This window comes from Streptomyces sp. NPDC001985, from assembly GCF_040296845.1.
Classification (GTDB): domain Bacteria; phylum Actinomycetota; class Actinomycetes; order Streptomycetales; family Streptomycetaceae; genus Streptomyces.
This window is the reverse complement of record NZ_JBEOYB010000007.1, coordinates 1-16,929: the sequence shown is the minus strand read 5'-3', so window position 1 is coordinate 16,929 and position 16,929 is coordinate 1. Positions and strand designations below refer to the sequence as shown.

General features: G+C 70.5%; 12 protein-coding genes and 2 tRNA genes. 10 read left to right on the top strand and 4 right to left on the bottom strand.

Features of this window, described 5'->3' with window-relative positions; all coding sequences use genetic code 11:
- Positions 1 to 43: 43 nt before the first annotated feature.
- Positions 44 to 1,201: a cation:proton antiporter gene (locus ABT122_RS04550; protein WP_351545206.1), complete on the bottom strand. Its 1,158-nt coding sequence runs from the start codon at positions 1,199 to 1,201 to the stop codon at positions 44 to 46.
- 281 nt (positions 1,202 to 1,482) lie between these two features.
- On the opposite strand from ABT122_RS04550, the gene ABT122_RS04545 reads away from it, so the two are divergent.
- The 3 genes from ABT122_RS04545 (at position 1,483) to ABT122_RS04535 (ending at position 5,550) form a co-directional block, all read left to right on the top strand.
- Positions 1,483 to 2,385 carry an ABC transporter ATP-binding protein gene (locus ABT122_RS04545; protein ID WP_451068476.1) on the top strand — a complete coding sequence of 301 codons (903 nt, stop codon included), beginning with the start codon at positions 1,483 to 1,485 and terminating at the stop codon, positions 2,383 to 2,385.
- Positions 2,385 to 4,838 carry an ABC transporter permease gene (locus ABT122_RS04540; protein ID WP_351545203.1) on the top strand — a complete coding sequence of 818 codons (2,454 nt, stop codon included), beginning with the start codon at positions 2,385 to 2,387 and terminating at the stop codon, positions 4,836 to 4,838. Before ABT122_RS04545 ends, ABT122_RS04540 begins: the two co-directional genes overlap by 1 nt.
- 259 nt (positions 4,839 to 5,097) lie before the next feature.
- Positions 5,098 to 5,550, top strand: coding sequence for an HD domain-containing protein (locus ABT122_RS04535; protein WP_351545200.1), 453 nt, complete (start codon positions 5,098 to 5,100; stop codon positions 5,548 to 5,550).
- Positions 5,551 to 5,660: 110 nt separating this feature from the next.
- On the opposite strand, the gene ABT122_RS04530 is transcribed toward ABT122_RS04535, so the two are convergent.
- Positions 5,661 to 6,845: an acyltransferase family protein gene (locus ABT122_RS04530; protein WP_351545197.1), complete on the bottom strand. Its 1,185-nt coding sequence runs from the start codon at positions 6,843 to 6,845 to the stop codon at positions 5,661 to 5,663.
- Between the two features lie 443 nt (positions 6,846 to 7,288).
- Between ABT122_RS04530 and ABT122_RS04525 the strand changes: the two genes are divergently transcribed.
- A complete protein-coding gene (locus ABT122_RS04525) occupies positions 7,289 to 7,483 on the top strand; it encodes a hypothetical protein (RefSeq protein ID WP_351545194.1) in 195 nt (64 codons plus the stop codon).
- A gap of 100 nt (positions 7,484 to 7,583) precedes the next feature.
- On the opposite strand, the gene ABT122_RS04520 is transcribed toward ABT122_RS04525, so the two are convergent.
- Positions 7,584 to 7,657: transfer RNA gene (locus tag ABT122_RS04520), tRNA-Gly, on the bottom strand.
- 172 nt (positions 7,658 to 7,829) lie between these two features.
- Between ABT122_RS04520 and ABT122_RS04515 the strand changes: the two genes are divergently transcribed.
- The 5 genes from ABT122_RS04515 to clpX all read left to right on the top strand — a co-directional run bounded on the left by ABT122_RS04515 (position 7,830) and on the right by clpX (position 12,701).
- Positions 7,830 to 7,906, top strand: a tRNA-Pro gene (locus ABT122_RS04515).
- Between the two features lie 200 nt (positions 7,907 to 8,106).
- Positions 8,107 to 9,537, top strand: coding sequence for a trigger factor (tig, locus tag ABT122_RS04510; protein WP_351545191.1), 1,431 nt, complete (start codon positions 8,107 to 8,109; stop codon positions 9,535 to 9,537).
- A gap of 295 nt (positions 9,538 to 9,832) precedes the next feature.
- Positions 9,833 to 10,438 (top strand): ATP-dependent Clp protease proteolytic subunit, encoded by a 606-nt coding sequence (locus tag ABT122_RS04505; RefSeq protein WP_351545472.1) that lies wholly within the window; start codon positions 9,833 to 9,835, stop codon positions 10,436 to 10,438.
- A gap of 150 nt (positions 10,439 to 10,588) precedes the next feature.
- Positions 10,589 to 11,248 (top strand): ATP-dependent Clp protease proteolytic subunit, encoded by a 660-nt coding sequence (locus ABT122_RS04500; protein ID WP_351545188.1) that lies wholly within the window; start codon positions 10,589 to 10,591, stop codon positions 11,246 to 11,248.
- A 169-nt stretch (positions 11,249 to 11,417) separates the two neighbouring features.
- Complete coding sequence (gene clpX / locus ABT122_RS04495; RefSeq protein WP_351545469.1) at positions 11,418 to 12,701, top strand: ATP-dependent Clp protease ATP-binding subunit ClpX; 1,284 nt, start codon at positions 11,418 to 11,420, stop codon at positions 12,699 to 12,701.
- 131 nt (positions 12,702 to 12,832) lie between these two features.
- On the opposite strand, the gene ABT122_RS04490 is transcribed toward clpX, so the two are convergent.
- Positions 12,833 to 13,849, bottom strand: a complete 1,017-nt coding sequence (locus ABT122_RS04490; RefSeq protein ID WP_351545185.1) for a hypothetical protein — start codon at positions 13,847 to 13,849, stop codon at positions 12,833 to 12,835.
- Positions 13,850 to 13,985: 136 nt separating this feature from the next.
- Between ABT122_RS04490 and ABT122_RS04485 the strand changes: the two genes are divergently transcribed.
- Positions 13,986 to 16,607, top strand: coding sequence for a valine--tRNA ligase (locus ABT122_RS04485; RefSeq protein ID WP_351545182.1), 2,622 nt, complete (start codon positions 13,986 to 13,988; stop codon positions 16,605 to 16,607).
- Positions 16,608 to 16,929 lie beyond the last annotated feature (322 nt).

The following is a 16,929-nucleotide window of genomic DNA, read 5'->3' as shown; positions in this document are numbered from 1 at the left end:
CGGGTCCCGGCCGCTCACGGCCGGGACCCGGGGCACTCGCCGCTCAGAGCGGGGCGGGTTCCGCGGTGCGCCCCGGCAGGATGCGCGCCAGCAGATGGGACCGCCCGGCCACCAGCGGTGCGAGCACGGCCAGGACGAGTACGTACCCCGCGATGAACGGCGAGAGCCGCTCGTCGAGTCCGGCCGCCGCCGCCATGGTGGCGAGGATCAGCGCGAACTCGCCGCGTGCCAGCAGCGTGGTGGAGATGTTCGCGGCCGGCCCGGGGCCGAAGCGGTAGAGCCGGGCGGCGGCCAGCCCCGCCAGGACGTTCATCACCAGCGTCACCGCCACGGCGACGAGCACCGGCCAGAGCACGGTCGGCAGATCGCCGGGGTCGATCGAGAGACCGAAGGCGAAGAAGAAGATGGCGCCGAAGGCGTCCCGGAGCGGGTGGACGAGCTTCAGGATGCGTTCGCCCGAGGTCGTGCTGCCGAGCATCAGACCGACCATGAAGGCGCCGATCGCGTCCGCGACCCCGAACCACTCCGACACCCCGGCCATGAAGACGGCCGCGCCCAGGAAGGAGATGACGAGCAGTTCGTCGTCCCGGGTGTTGATGAGCCGTCCGATGACCTTGGTGCCGAAGCGGGCGGCCAGGGCGAGCAGCAGCAGGAAGCCGAAGGCCTTGCCGGCGTCCATGACGGCCGCGGAGAGGCTGTCGGCGCCGGACAGGATGGGCTGGAGCGCGGCGAGGTAGAGCGCCAGGAAGATGTCCTCGACCACGATGATGCCGAGGATGGGTTTGGTCTCGGGGTTGCCGATGCGTCCGAGGTCGACCAGCACCTTGGTGACGATGGCGGACGAGGAGATGCCGAGGACTCCCGCGAGGACCAGCGCCTCCGACGTGCCCCAGCCGAGCGCGAAGCCGAAGCCGAGACCCGCGCCGACGTTGAGGACCAGATAGGCGCCGCCGGCCATGGCCATCCGCTTGCCGCCGGCCTTCAGATCGTCGAGGTGGAATTCGAGACCGAGGTAGAAGAGGAGCAGGACCAGGCCGAGGGCCGAGAGCATCTCCAGATCGTGCGGGTCCGAGAGGAGCACGATGCCGGGGGTGTGGGGGCCGAGCAGGATTCCGGCCAGGATGAACAGGGGGATCGTCGGCAGGCCGATACGGCCGCCGAGGCGGGCGAGCAGTGCGGCGGCGAGGAACGCGCCGCCCATGGCGATGAGAGTGTCTGCGTGTCCGATGGGATCGTCCTCCGTTGGGAGTCAAGAGGGCGTCAAGAAACCGTCAGTAATTAGTTTACCAAATGATTGTCGTCCGCAACTATATCGGGTCGATAACGTCGGCGACAGAGGGCCCCGAGGGGAGCGGCCCCGAGCGAGGTGGGTGGGGTTCTCCCCACCCGCGATCCGCCAGCAGCCGCCATGGTCCACACCCCTGCCGAATCCGTAACTTCAAGGCGTTGACCTGCACAGTTACCAACAAGGCGGAGGACACGATGGGGCTGCGGCGCAGCAAGCGGCGGACCACTGGGGACATGGGGGACGCACGGCGGGCGGCCGGCCACGGCGTGCGGAACCCGGCCGCCGGGCCGTCGTACGCCCCGGCCGCCGGGCCGTACGCCCCGACCGCCGGCCGGGGGGCGGCGGTCGAACTGACCGGTGTCCGCCGTCAGTACGGCAAGGGCGGCGGAGCCGTCCACGCGCTGCGGGGCATCGACCTCGTCCTGCCGCACGGCAGCTTCACGGCCGTCATGGGCCCCTCCGGCTCCGGGAAGTCCACCTTCCTCCAGTGCGCCGCCGGGCTCGACCGGCCCACCGCCGGGTCGGTGCGCCTCGGCGGCACCGAGATCACCGGGATGAGCGAGAACAGGCTCACCGTGCTCCGCCGGACCCGGCTCGGCTTTGTCTTCCAGGCCTTCAACCTGCTGCCCTCGCTGACCGTCGAGCAGAATGTGCTGCTGCCGATGCGGCTCGCGGGGCAGCGCCCCGACCGCCGCCGGGCCGCCGAGGTGCTCGCCCAGGTCGGCCTCGGGGACAAGGGCCGGCGCCGGCCCGCCGAACTCTCCGGCGGCCAGCAGCAGCGCGTCGCCATGGCGCGGGCCCTGGTCACCCGCCCCGATGTGGTCTTCGCCGACGAACCCACCGGGGCGCTGGACACCACCACCGCCGCCGAGGTCCTCACCCTGCTGCGCTCCGCCGTGGACGGCCTCGGCGCCACCGTCGTCATGGTCACCCACGACCCGGTGGCCGCCGGCTACGCCGACCAGGTTCTCTTTCTCGCCGACGGCTCGATCGCCGACAGCCTCGTCGCCGCGGACGCGGCGCGGATCGCCGCCCGGATGACCTCGCTGACCGGGCCCGCGTCCGCGTCCGCGGCGTACGCCGGGGTGGCCGCCTGATGTTCCGTACCAACGGGCTGGCCCGCGCGGCCATCCGCTTCCGGCCCTCCTCGTTCGTGGGCACCTTCGTCGCCCTGCTGCTGACCGCCGGCATCGTCGCCGCCTGCGGCATCATGCTGGAGAGCGGGATACGGGCCACGGCGCCGCCACAGCGGTACGCGGGCGCCCCGGTCGTCGTCGAGGCCGACCAGCGCAGCCACCTCTGGGTCGGCAGGGGCCAGGAGCGGTTCGACAACTACGCCGACCTCCCCGACCGGGCCCGGCTGGACGCCTCCCTGCTGAGGAAGGCCGCCGCCGTCCCCGGCGCCGCCCGGGCCGTCCCGGACGTCACCTTTCCCGTACGGGAGGGGAACACCCCGCTGACGGCCGCGGGCTGGGGCTCCACCGCCTTCACCGGTACGGAACTCACCGCCGGGACCGCGCCCGGCGCGGGCGAGGTGGTGCTCGGCGCGGGCACGGCCCGCACCGGCGACCGGGTCACCCTCGAAACCCCCGCCGGGAAGCGCGCCTTCACCGTCTCCGGGCTCACGAAGGGCCCCGGGGCCTGGTTCGGCGACACCGAGGCGGTCGCGCTCTCCGGGCACCCCGGGAAGCTGGACGCCATCGCTGTCCTGCCCGAGCGCGGCACCTCCGCCGACACCCTCGCCGGACGGCTCACCGGCACCTTCGGCAGCGGCCACGACAAGCCCAAGGTCTACACCGGGGACGACCGGGGCGGGGTCGAGAACACCGGTCTCGCCTCCGCGAAGACCCTGCTCACCGCCATCGGCGGCTCCTTCGGCGGGATGGCCGCCCTGGTCGCCGTCTTCACCGCCGCCGGAACCGTGGCGCTCTCGGTGGGGCTGCGGCGACGCGAGTTCGCCCTGCTGCGCGCCATCGGCGCGACCCCCTGGCAGGTGCGCCGCTCGATCGCGACGGAGGCCCTGCTGGTCGCCCCGCTCGCGGGGGCCCTCGGCTGTCTGCCCGGTGTGGCGCTGGCCTCCTGGTGGATCGGCGAACTCCGCTCCCGGGGCGCGATCCCGGGGGCCGTGGAGATCAGTATCGGCTGGATACCGCCGGCCGCCGCCGTGCTGACCGTGATCCTCACCGCGCTCCTCGCCGGGTTCCTGGCCGCCCGCAGGCCCTCGAAGATCAAGCCGGGGCAGGCGCTGGCGGACGCCTCCGTGGAACGGACCGGTTTCGGCCGGGTCCGTACGCCGCTGGGGATCGCCGCCGCCGCGGGCGGGGTGGTCTTCGCCGGGGTCGCCGCCCACGAGACCGGCGAGAACGCGGCCAACGCGGCTCTCGGGGTCGTGATGCTCTTCATGCTCGCGGTGGCGCTGCTCGGTCCGCTGATCGCCCGGCTCTGCGCGGAGCTGTTCGGGCTGCCGCTGCGGATGGCGGGGGCGGCGGCCTCGCTCGCGGTCGCCAACTCCGCCACCAACGCGCGGCGGCTCGCCTCCGCGATCACCCCGATCGTGCTGGCCGTGGCCTTCTCCTCGGTCCTGGTCTTCCTCCAGACCAGCACCGAGCGGGCGACCGAGCGCCAGCAGCGCGCGGGGATCACGGCGGATCATGTGGTGACCGGCCGGGACGGCATGCTCCCGCTGGACGCCGCCGAGCGCGCGGCGCGGACGGAAGGGGTCACGGCGGCGGTCTCGCTGCTGCGCACCTCCGTCCTGGTGAAGGCCACATCCGGCCCCGAGGACTCGCTGGTCGAGGCGTCGGCCCAGGGCGTCGGCGGCAGGCCGGCGGATCTGGCGCGGGTGCAGGACCTGGATGTGCGGGAGGGCTCGCTCGCGGGCCTGAGGCCCGGGGCGGTCGCGCTGGACGCGGGGCTCGCGGACTCCGCCGGCGTGCGGCTGGGGGAGCGGCTGGACTTCCGGCTGCCGGACGGGACCCCCTCGTCCGCGACGGTGGTCGCGCTGTACGGGCGCGGGCTCGGGCTCTCCCAGCTCACCCTTCCGGCGGCGGGGCTCACCGCGCACGTCTCCTCGCCCTACCCGCGGGACCTGCTGGTCCGCGCGGCTCCGGAGGCGGCGGGGGAGCTGTCCGCGCTGGGGGCGGTGCGGGACCGGGACGGGTACGCGGCCGACCGGAGCATGGACCGTGAGATGAACGCGTGGGCGAATCTCACGATGGCGGCGATCCTCGGCGGGTTCGCCGCGGTGGCGGCGGGCAACACCCTCGTCATGACGGTGCTGGACCGCCGCCGCGAGCTGGGGATGCTGAGGCTGATCGGGTCGACGCGGCGGCAGGTGCTGGGGATGATCCGATGGGAGGCGCTGCTGGTGAGTGCGGCGGGGGTGGTGCTGGGGACGGGGATCGCGCTGGCGACGCTCGTCCCGATGACGAAGGGGCTCACCGGGGAGGCCCCCCACATCCCGCCGGAGCTGTACGCGTCGCTGGTGGCGGCGGTCCTGGCGCTCGGTCTCACGACCACCCACCTCCCCGCCCGAGCGGCCCTCCGCTGAGCAGCCGGCCCAGGCCCATGGGCTCGCGCTCCCCGCCCGGCGCGGCCCCCGGTGCCCGGGGGCGCGTCCTCAATCGCCGGACGGGCCGGGTCGATCCGCTGGGCGGGCACCCGCATCCCCGGCCCGTCCGGGGGAGTTCGAGGACGGACCCTGTGTCCCGGGGGCCCGCGCCGGGCGGGGGAGCGCCTCCCCGCCGGCCCGTCCGGCGCCGCCCACAGCGCGGAGGCGTCCCCGCGGCGGCGGTCGTAGAGTCGGGGGCATGGCCCCCGTGCTCACCCTCGCCGAGATCGAGTCCCTCGCCCGCCGCTCCCACGCGGGACAGACCGACAAGTCCGGCCGCCCCTGCGCCGAACACCTCGCCGCCGTCGCCGACGGCGTCCGCGCGCGGGGCGGCAGCGAGGAGCAGATCGCCGCCGGGTGGCTGCACGACGCGCTGGAGGACCACGCCCTCTCGCTCGACTGGCTCCAGACCGCCCCGCTGCACCAGTCCGTCAGGGACATGGTCCTCGCCCTCACCCGGGGCGAGGGCGAGGACCTGGAGTCCTACACCCGGCGCATCCTCACCACCCCGGGCGCCCTCCTCGTCAAGGAGGCCGACCTCGCGAGCAACACCGACCCGGCGCGGCTCGCCGCCCTCGACGAGGAGACCCGGGCCCGGCTGACCGCCAAATACGCCAGAACCCGCGCCCTCCTCGGCCTCGACCAGCCCTAGGCCGTCTCTTTCGGATCAGGCCGGATCGGTGAGCGAGCCCCGGCACCGCGCCTCGCCGCGTTGTCGTCAGTCCCCGCTCCCTGTTCCGGCCCGATCCACGAGAAACCGCCCTAGCGCTTGGGCCCCAGCTCGGCGGCGTCCCGCCGGAACGCCCACTCCATGTCCGGCTCCGTCGCCCAGCGCAGCGCCCTCCGCACCGGGGGCGTGCAGAGCAGGGTCACCATGACCGCCGTCACCAGGGTCAGCAGGATCTCCCCGGCCGGCTCGCTCAGCCAGGCGTGCGTCTCGAAGAACCCGGTGTACTCCGCGGCCTTCAGCGGCAGCCCGTGCAGCAGATAGCCGCAGATGGTGCCCACACCCAGCACGGTGAACCAGGTCCGGTGCCGCGGCACCCACGCCAGGAACCCCGCGGTGAGCAGCGCCCCGAGCCCGAACATCGTGACCGTGGTCACCGCCCCGGTCCACCAGGGCATCCCCAGCTCCTGCGCGCTGTCGGAGCGGTAGAACCACCCCAGCGCCAGATGCGGGGAGACCCAGTACGCCAGCCCCAGAGCCCCGGCGAAGAGCGGCACCGCGAGCATCCGCACCTCCGGCCGGCGCACCAGCTGGAAGTGCTCCGGCTTGAGCACCAGGCCCAGCACGAAGAAGGGCAGGAACTGGAGCACCCGCTGAAGGTTGAGATCCTCCCCGATGTCCGGGGACATGCTCGCCAGCGCGGCGATGACGATCGACACCGGCAGCGGATACCGGATCATCCGCCACAGCGGCGTCGTCAGCCGCCAGACGAAGAGCGCGGCCAGGAACCAGGTCAGATAGAAGGGGTCGAGCAGACTGATCGGCTGGCCGGGGTCGTCCAGCGAGATCCGTACGAGTGAGTAGGCCAGCTCGAAGACGACATACGGCAGGGCGATGCCGGTCAGCAGCCGTCTCAGCTGGTGCGGGCGCCCCGAGTAGCTCCGCGAGAAGTAGCCGGAGATCACGATGAACGCCGGCATGTGGAACGTATAGACGACGAGGTACAGCGCACGTGTCGCGCGACTGCCCTCCATCACCGGCTCCCAGGCGTGCGCGATGGCGACGAGCACGATGGCCAGGTACTTCGCGTTGTCGAAGAACGGGTCCCGCCCGGGGGACGCGGCGGGTGCCGGAGCCGTCTTCGGCCGGGGCCTCTCCGCGGTCAGCAGCGAGGATCTGACGGGGGCAGTGGACGTGGGGGTCGTGGGGGCGAGGTCCGGGTCCGGCTCCCGGGCCTTGGGGCCGGGGGCCCTGCGATATCCATCCGGAGCGTGGAACATTCGAGGCACCTTAGTCGGGAGGATTGGAATTCGTAAAACCCCTCTGCGCCTTCCCCGTATTCGCATCCCAAACCTTGGCAAACTGTCCACTATGCCCCAATTAATACCCCTTAAATAGGGCATATCAATACGAGTTTGTGACCCTGTGAAATATCTCGCTGCCAGGTTTGGATTTCTCGTGACCGATGTGTGTCCACATGGCAACGATCAGGCCGAATTCCTTCCCGCATTCCCCGCCCCACCGGCCGCACCCTCCGTGGCCGACCCCCCGGGCCAGCGGCGATGGCGGCCCACGACCGGCGGATGGCGTGATTCCGCCCCCTGCGTTCCGTCAGGTGGCGGCATGGAACCGGCTGTTGGTGGCACGATGGTCTTGAGGCGGGGGTACACGCGCAGCCGAATGTCCCCGGCCGGCAAGGGGACCGACCGAGGGTGTGATCAGTTTGGCCATTTCACTGTCTGCGGTGCTGCTGTTGGGAATCATCCTCGTTGTCATGATTCGCTCAGGGCAGCTCAAGGGCGGCCCGGCCATCATCCCGATACTGTTCGGCTTCTTCCTCGCCTCGTCGGGCATGGCCCCGTCCATCGAGCGCTTCCTCAACTCGATAGCGGCGACGATCAACGACATCAGCTTCTGACGAGCCGCGCGCGACCGCGCGGACGGCGGCGGAAGCGCGTGGAAGCCCTCGGGCCCGGTCGCGCTGGACGGCGACCGGGCCCGAGGGCTTCTTCTGCGATTGGAGCGGGCGACGGGAATCGAACCCGCGTAGCTAGTTTGGAAGACTAGGGCTCTACCATTGAGCTACGCCCGCATGCACCGCGAGTGGTACGGGCGACTGCCCGACCGCGGTACGAGAAGCATCGTAGCGGGTCCGGGACGCGCACCGCACACCCCGTCCGACAGCCGTTCGGGCGAGCGCGTGGCCGCCGCGGAAAACCGGCCCCCGCCGCCCTGGCGAGCATGTACCCTACGTGTCGCACCGGCGGGGTGTGGCGCAGCTTGGTAGCGCGTCCGCTTTGGGAGCGGAAGGTCGTCGGTTCGAATCCGGCCACCCCGACCACGATCATCACGGGACCCCACAAGATCGCGTTGTGGGGCTCATCCTGCGTGCGGCTACTATGCAAGCTGCGTGCCCGCGTGTCCGGCGATGAGTCCGACCGAGTGAGACGACTGAGACGACGATCCGGGCCGATCAGCCGAGCCGCCGCCTGTGCGGCGGATGCGGCAGAAACCAGAATCAGCCACCAAGGAGACCGAACCGTGAAGAGCGCCGTAGAGACCCTGAACCCGACCCGGGTTCGGCTCACTGTCGAGGTGCCCTTCGAGGAGCTCAAGGACAGCCTCGACGCGGCGTACAAGAAGATCAACCAGCAGGTCACGGTGAAGGGCTTCCGCAAGGGGAAGATCCCGGCGCGCGTCATCGACCAGCGGTTCGGCCGTGGTGCAGTGCTGGAGGAAGCCGTCAACGACGCTCTCCCGAAGTTCTACACCGAGGCGGTCAACGAGGCGGAGATCAACCCGCTGGGCCAGCCCGAGGTCGACATCACGGAGCTGAAGGACGGCGAGACGCTGAACTTCACCGCCGAGGTCGACATCCGTCCGGTCATCGAGATCCCGGACTACTCCGGCATCGAGGTCACCGTTGACGCGGTCGAGGTCACCGACGAGGACGTCGACAAGGCCGTGGAGGAGCTGCGCGAGCGCTTCGCCTCCACCACCCCGGTCGAGCGTGCCGCCGAGGACGGCGACATCGTCACCCTGGACCTGGAGGCCAAGGTCGAGGGCGAGGTCCTGGAGGACGGCGTCGCGACCGCGGTTCCGTACACCATCGGTTCCGGTGAGCTGCTGGACGGCATCGACGACGCCGTGAAGGGCCTGGAGGCCGGTGGCGAGGCCACCTTCACCTCCCAGCTCAAGGGCGGCTCGGCCGAGGGCAAGGACGCCGAGGTCACCGTGAAGGTCACCGCGGTCGCCAAGCGTGAGCTGCCCGAGCTGGACGACGACTTCGCCCAGCTCGCGAGCGAGTTCGACACCCTGGACGAGCTGAAGGCCGACAGCCGCAAGCGCCTCGGCTCCATGAAGCAGTACGACCAGGCCACCCAGGCGCAGGAGCGCGTCCTGGAGGAGCTCCTCAAGATCACCGAGGTGCCGATCCCCGAGAAGCTGCTCGCGGACGAGATCAACACCCGCAAGCACAACCTCGAGCACCACCAGCTCGGCCAGATGGGCATCGACCTCGCGAAGTACCTGGAGATCCAGGGCAAGACCGAGGAGGAGTTCACCACCGAGACCGAGGAAGCCGCGGTCAAGGGGATCAAGACCCAGTTCATCCTCGACGAGCTGGTCTCCAAGGAGAAGCTGAACGTCAACCAGGAGGAGCTCACCGAGCACCTCATGCGCCGCGCCAGCTCCTCCGGCATGAGCCCGGACCAGTTCGCCCAGGCCGTCGTCGAGGGCAACCAGGTCCCGATGCTCGTCGGCGAGGTCGCCCGCGGCAAGGCGCTGGCCCTGGTCGTCGAGTCCGCCAAGGTCACCGACACCAACGGTGAGGCCGTCGACCTCGACGACGACGAGGACGAGGCCGCCGAGACCACCGAGGCCACGGCCGCGGAGGCCGGCGACGCCGCCGAGGCCGAGGCCGAGGCCAAGGACGACAAGGGTGCGAAGGGCGAGGACAAGCCGGAGGCCTGAGCCCCCCGCTGAACCCTCCCTCCCGTACAGCCGTACCACCGTGCACAGGGCCCGGACGCCACCCGCGTCCGGGCCCTGTGCCATGGGCGGCCGTGGCGGACCCGTGCGCGGGGCTCAACCCTCCCTCCCGCACCTTGCGCTCCCAGCGAACAGTTCGGGAACCGGGATGGCGTTGTCCGACCTGCGCGTTAGGGTCCATGAGTACGAGGGCAGGGGAGTACCCGCCCTCGGTTACGAAGACGCTGAGACGGCAGGCAGCCGTCAGAGACGAGCAGGTGGATACGTGACGAATCTGATGCCTTACGCCGCCGGTGAGCCGTCCTTCGGTGGTGGCCTCGGCGACCAGGTCTACAGCCGGCTGCTCGGCGAGCGCATCATCTTCCTCGGCCAGCAGGTCGACGACGACATCGCCAACAAGATCACCGCACAGCTGCTGCTCCTTGCCGCTGACCCCGACAAGGACATCTACCTCTACATCAACAGCCCCGGTGGCTCGGTGACGGCCGGCATGGCGGTCTACGACACCATGCAGTACATCCCGAACGACGTGGTGACCATCGGCATGGGCATGGCGGCCTCCATGGGCCAGTTCCTGCTGACCGGTGGCGCGGCGGGCAAGCGTTTCGCGCTGCCCAACACCGACATCCTCATGCACCAGGGCTCGGCCGGTCTCGGCGGCACCGCCTCCGACATCAAGATCCAGGCCGAGTATCTGCTGCGCACCAAGCAGCGCATGGCGGAGATCACCGCGCACCACTCCGGCCAGACCGTCGAGACGATCATCCGCGACGGTGACCGCGACCGCTGGTTCACCTCCGAGGAGGCCAAGGAGTACGGCCTCATCGACGAGATCATCTCCGCCGCGTCGGGTGTTCCGGGCGGCGGCGGCACCGGCGCCTGAGCCGGCGGCACCGATCCGCTCGGCCCGCGGGGGCCCGCGCGCCGAGCGCCCCGGCCCCGGCCGCCCCTCACCCCACCACTCCACCCCTCGAAACGCTGCGAACGCCCGCGAAACGTTCCGCAGAACGCCACCAGGACGGTGAACACCCACATGAGCAACAACTCCGCGAGCGGCCTCTACACCGGCCCGCAGCTGGACAACCGCTATGTCGTCCCCCGCTTCGTCGAGCGCACCTCCCAGGGCGTGCGCGAGTACGACCCGTACGCGAAGCTGTTCGAGGAGCGCATCATCTTCCTCGGCGTGCAGATCGACGACGCCTCCGCCAACGACGTCATGGCACAGCTCCTCTGCCTGGAGTCGATGGACCCCGACCGTGACATCTCCATCTACATCAACAGCCCCGGTGGCTCCTTCACCGCGCTGACCGCGATCTACGACACCATGCAGTTCGTGAAGCCGGACATCCAGACGGTCTGCATGGGCCAGGCGGCCTCCGCCGCGGCCGTGCTGCTCGCCGCCGGCACCCCCGGCAAGCGGATGGCCCTGCCGCACACCCGGGTCCTGATCCACCAGCCGTCCTCGCAGACCGGCCGGGAGCAGCTCTCCGACCTGGAGATCGCCGCCAAGGAGATCCTCCGGATGCGGGAGCAGCTGGAGGAGATGCTGGCCAAGCACTCCACCACCCCGATCGAGAAGGTCCGCGACGACATCGAGCGGGACAAGATCCTGACCGCCGAGGAGGCGCTGGCGTACGGTCTGGTCGACCAGATCGTCTCCACCCGCAAGACCACCGCGGCGGCGGCCGCCTGACCCGCGCACAGCCCTTGGCGCGGGTCATGACACGATTCCCCTCCGGGAGCACGGCCATGTGAACCGCGCCAAGGGGGGCCCGAACGAGGGCCCCGGCAAGGTACCGTCGGATATGAGGCACCAGGAGTCGGCCGAACCAAGCCGCTCCCAGGCGAAGGGGAAGCACCTCGTGGCACGCATCGGTGATGGCGGCGACCTGCTCAAGTGCTCGTTCTGCGGAAAGAGCCAGAAGCAGGTGAAGAAGCTCATCGCAGGCCCGGGTGTGTACATCTGCGACGAGTGCATCGATCTCTGTAACGAGATCATCGAGGAGGAGCTGGCCGAGACCTCCGAGGTGCGGTGGGAGGAACTGCCCAAGCCTCGCGAGATCTACGAGTTCCTGGAGGGCTATGTGGTCGGGCAGGAGCCCGCCAAGAAGGCCCTCTCCGTCGCGGTGTACAACCACTACAAGCGCGTCCAGGCCGGTGAGACCGGCGGCGCCCAGGGCCGTGACGACGGGATCGAGCTCTCCAAGTCCAACATCCTGCTGCTGGGTCCCACCGGCTCCGGCAAGACCCTGCTGGCCCAGACCCTCGCCCGGATGCTCAATGTCCCCTTCGCCATCGCCGACGCGACGGCGCTCACGGAGGCGGGCTATGTCGGCGAGGACGTCGAGAACATTCTGCTGAAGCTGATTCAGGCGGCCGACTACGACGTCAAGAAGGCCGAGACCGGGATCATCTACATCGATGAGATCGACAAGGTCGCCCGCAAGAGCGAGAACCCGTCCATCACCCGCGATGTGTCGGGCGAGGGCGTCCAGCAGGCCCTGCTGAAGATCCTGGAGGGCACCACCGCCTCCGTACCGCCCCAGGGCGGACGGAAGCACCCGCACCAGGAGTTCATCCAGATCGACACCACCAACGTGCTCTTCATCGTGGGGGGCGCGTTCGCCGGTCTGGAGAAGATCATCGAGTCGCGGGCCGGGGCCAAGGGCATCGGCTTCGGGGCCACGATCCGCTCCAAGCGCGAGATCGAGGCGAGCAACCAGTTCCAGGAGGTCATGCCGGAGGATTTGGTGAAGTTCGGGATGATCCCCGAGTTCATCGGCCGGCTCCCCGTCATCACCTCCGTGCACAACCTCGACCGCGAGGCCCTGCTGAAGATCCTGGTCGAGCCGAGGAACGCCCTGGTCAAGCAGTACCAGCGGCTCTTCGAACTCGACGGTGTGGAGCTGGACTTCGACCGTCCGGCCCTGGAGGCCATCGCCGACCAGGCGATCCTGCGCGGCACCGGCGCCCGTGGACTGCGCGCCATCATGGAGGAGGTCCTCCAGTCGGTGATGTACGAGGTCCCGTCCCGCAAGGACGTCGCCCGCGTCGTCATCACGGCCGATGTGGTCCGCAACAACGTCAACCCGACGCTGGTGCCGAGGATCGTCAAGAACGACGGCCGCCACGAGAAGTCCGCGTAACCCCCGTCCGCACGGACCCCGCCCGGGCCCGCACGGACCCCGCCCGGGCCCGCACGGACCCCGCACGGACAAGAGGGGCGCTCCCCGCCGGGAGCGCCCCTCTCCGTCCGCCCGGGTCCGGGCCGGGTCCGTCAGACCTTGGTGCGCGAGACGTTGTAGAGCTTGGCGGCGAGATCGGCGGTCTTCTCCGTGGGGTTGCCCGAGGAACTGCCACCGAGCAGGGACTGCAGATCCATCGCGATCACCGCGGCGACGGTGCTGTGGTCCGCCCACACACAGATCGGGACCTCGGCGTCCTTGGGGCCACCGGAGTTGGCGGGCATGGTGAACTTGGCCTTCTGGCACTTCATCAGCGCGCCGTCGAAGCCCTCGGGAGTGACGGCCTCGGCCGTGCCGAGCAGCTCGACCCTGGTGCCGCTGTCCTCCTTCGCGGACGCGTCCCTGGCGGTCTGGAAGTAGCCGTCCAGCGCCTTCTCCGGGTCGTCGATCTCGCCCCAGAGGCCGTGCGTCATCACCATCCGCTGCTTCAGCGGCTGGTCCTTGGAACCCGCCTCATAGGTCGCCGAGACACCCTGGGGGTTCTGGACGCCGATGCCCTCGGCCTTCTTCCTGCCGTCGCCGGACGGCGTCTTCGAGTCCTCGGACTGGGACCGCTTGTAGTCCTCGAACGACGCGGGCGGCGTCAGCTTGTACCCCTTGGTGGCGCTCGCCACCCCGCCGCTCCCGCCCTCCTCGCCGGCCAGCAGGAAGTACCCGCCGGCGGCGATCACGGCGAGTGCCACCACGGACGCGCCGATGATCAGCCCGGTCTTCTTCTTCGGGGCAGGCGGCGGGGGCGGCATCTGGCCACCGGGGAACTGCGGCGGCTGCCCGTACGGCCCCGGCTGCTGCGGGGGACCCCACTGGCCGGGCTGCTGGGGCTGCCCGCCCGGCTGCTGCGGGACGCCCTGCGGGGCCTGCGGGGGGTAGCCGTACCCCGGCGCGGGCTGCTGCTGCGGGTACCCGTAGCCGGGCTGCGGGGCCTGCGGCTGCCGGCCGTACGGCCCCGGCTGGCCGTAGGGGCCCGGCTGCTCGTAGGGGCCCGGCCGGCCGTACGGCCCCGGCTGCTGGGGCTGCTGGCCGTACGGGCCCGGCTGCTGGTGGCTCATTTCTGGGTTCCCCTCCAGATATTTATGTGGTTCAGACATCCTCACCCAATCACCGCCCGGTGGAAGCGGTGGGGGTCACACCGTTACCGAACTCTCCCGTTTCAGTACGGTGCCGTGACACCTCTAAACTGGGCCCGTGACCGAGAACACTCAGCAGACGCCAGCCAGCAACCCCGAACTGCCGACCCAGTACGCGCCGGCCGAGGTGGAGGGGAAGCTGTATGAGCGCTGGGTAGAGCGCGGTTACTTCACGGCCGACGCCAGGAGCGAGAAGCCGCCGTACACCATTGTCATCCCGCCGCCGAACGTCACCGGAGCGCTCCACCTGGGCCACGCCTTCCAGGTCACCCTGATGGACGCGCTCACCCGCCGCAAGCGCATGCAGGGGTACGAGGCGCTGTGGCTCCCCGGCATGGACCACGCCGGCATCGCCACCCAGAACAAGGTCGAGCAGCAGCTCGCCGAGGAGGGCAAGTCCCGTCACGACCTCGGCCGGGAGCAGTTCACCGAGCGGGTCTGGCAGTGGAAGGAGGAGTACGGCGGCAAGATCCTCGGCCAGCTCCGCCGGCTCGGCGCCGGGCTCGACTGGAGCCGTGAGCGCTTCACCATGGACGACGGCCTCTCCCGGGCCGTCCAGACCATCTTCAAGAACCTCTACGACGACGAGCTGATCTACCGCGCCGAGCGGATCATCAACTGGTGTCCCCGCTGTCTCACCGCGATCTCCGACATCGAGGTCGACTACCAGGACGACAACGGCGAGCTGGTCTCGCTGAAGTACGGCGAGGGAGACGAGACCCTCGTGGTGGCGACCACCCGGGTCGAGACGATGCTCGGTGACACCGCCGTCGCCGTCCACCCCGACGACCCGCGGTACGCGCACCTCATCGGCAAGCGGATCAAGCTGCCGCTGACCAACCGGACGATCCCGGTCGTCGCCGACACCCATGTCGACCCCGAGTTCGGCACCGGCGCGGTCAAGGTGACCCCCGCCCACGACCCGAACGACTTCGCCATCGGCCAGCGCCACGGCCTCGAATCCCTCACGATCATGGACGAACGGGCGGTCATCACCGTGCCCGGTCCCTTCGAGGGGCTCGACCGCTTCGAGGCGCGCTCGGCGATCGTCGCGGCACTGCGCGAGCAGGGCCGGGTCGTGGCCGAGAAGCGCCCCTATGTCCACTCGGTGGGGCACTGCTCCCGCTGCCGGACCACGATCGAGCCGCGCCTCTCCCTCCAGTGGTGGGTCAAGGTCGGCCCGCTGGCCCAGGCGGCCGGGGACGCGGTCCGCGACGGCCGGGTGGCGATCCACCCCGCCGATCTCTCCAAGCGGTACTTCGACTGGGTCGACAACATGCACGACTGGTGCATCTCGCGCCAGCTCTGGTGGGGTCACCGCATTCCGGTCTGGTACGGCCCGAACGGCGAGACCGTCTGTGTCGGCCCCGACGAGCAGCCGCCCGCGGGCGAGGGCTGGACCCAGGACGAGGATGTCCTCGACACCTGGTTCTCCTCCGGGCTGTGGCCCTTCTCCACCCTCGGCTGGCCCGAGCGGACCGAGGACCTCGATAAGTTCTACGCCACCGATGTCCTGGTCACCGGGCACGACATCATCTTCTTCTGGGTCGCCCGGATGATGATGTTCGGTCTGTACGCCATGGACGGGGAGGCGCCCTTCCACACCGTCGCCCTGACCGGACTCGTCCGGGACGAGCACGGCAAGAAGATGTCCAAGTCCAACCCGAACTCGGTCGACCCGCTCGACTGGATGGACGCGTACGGCTCCGACGCCGTCCGCTTCACCCTGGCCCGGGGCGCCAACCCGGGGGCGGATGTGCCCATCGGGGAGGACTGGGTCCAGGCCTCCCGCAACTTCGCCAACAAGATCTGGAACGCCACCCGCTTCGCGCTGATGAACGGGGCGACGGTCGAGGGGGAGCTGCCTCCGGCGGAGCGGCTGTCGGCGGCGGACCGGTGGATTCTGTCGCGGCTGAACAAGACCGTGGCGGAGGTGGACGCGTACTACGACGACTATCAGTTCGCCAAGCTCGCGGACAGCCTCTACCACTTCGCGTGGGACGAGGTCTTCGACTGGTACGTGGAGCTGTCGAAGACCACGTACTTCGCCGGCGGCGAGCAGGCGAAGGTCTCGGCGCGTGTCCTGGGCGAGGTCCTGGATGTGACGCTGCGGCTGCTGCACCCGGTGGTGCCGTTCGTCACCGAGACGCTGTGGACGACGCTCACCGGCAAGGAGTCGCTGGTCGTCGCCGAGTGGCCGGCCGACAGCGGGTTCCGGGACGAGGCGGCCGAGAAGGAGATCGAGCTGGTCCAGCGGGTGGTGACCGAGGTGCGCCGCTTCCGCAGCGACCAGGGGCTCCAGCCGGGCCAGAAGGTCCCGGCCCGGCTCGGCCTGGACGGCACGGCGCTCGCCCCGCACGAGGCGGCGATCCGCCAGCTGCTCCGCCTCCAGCCGGAGGGGGAGGGCTTCGCGGCGACCGCGACGCTGCCGGTGGCGGGGGCGACGGTGGCGCTGGATCTGTCGGGGACGATCGATGTGGTGGCGGAGCGGAAGCGGCTGGAGAAGGATCTGGCGGCCGCGGTGAAGGAGAAGGGGCAGGCGGAGGGGAAGCTGGGGAACGAGGCGTTTCTGGCGAAGGCGCCGGATCAGGTGGTGGAGAAGATTCGCGGCCGGTTGTCGGCGGCGGAGGCGGACATCACCCGCCTGACCACCCAACTCACCCACCTCCCCTCCGCCTGACGACGCCCCGCGCATTCTCAGCCCGTCCGGGGGCACCTCCCAGAGGCAGCGACCCTGTGCGCCGGGTCCCCGCATGCTGCGGCCCTCGGTCGGGGGCCCGCCCCCGAACCCCCGCTCCTCAATCGCCGGAGGGGCTGAGTAGACCCTGCCTGTCCGGCGCTGGCGGGGACGGCCCGCGCGTGGAGGGCGACCCGAGCAATCCCAGCCCGTCCGGCGTTTGAGGACGGACCCTGTGCGACGGGTGCCCGCATGCTGCGGGCCGCGGTCGGGGGCCGGCCCCCGAACCCCCGCTCCTCAATCGCCGGAGGGGCTGAAATGGTGC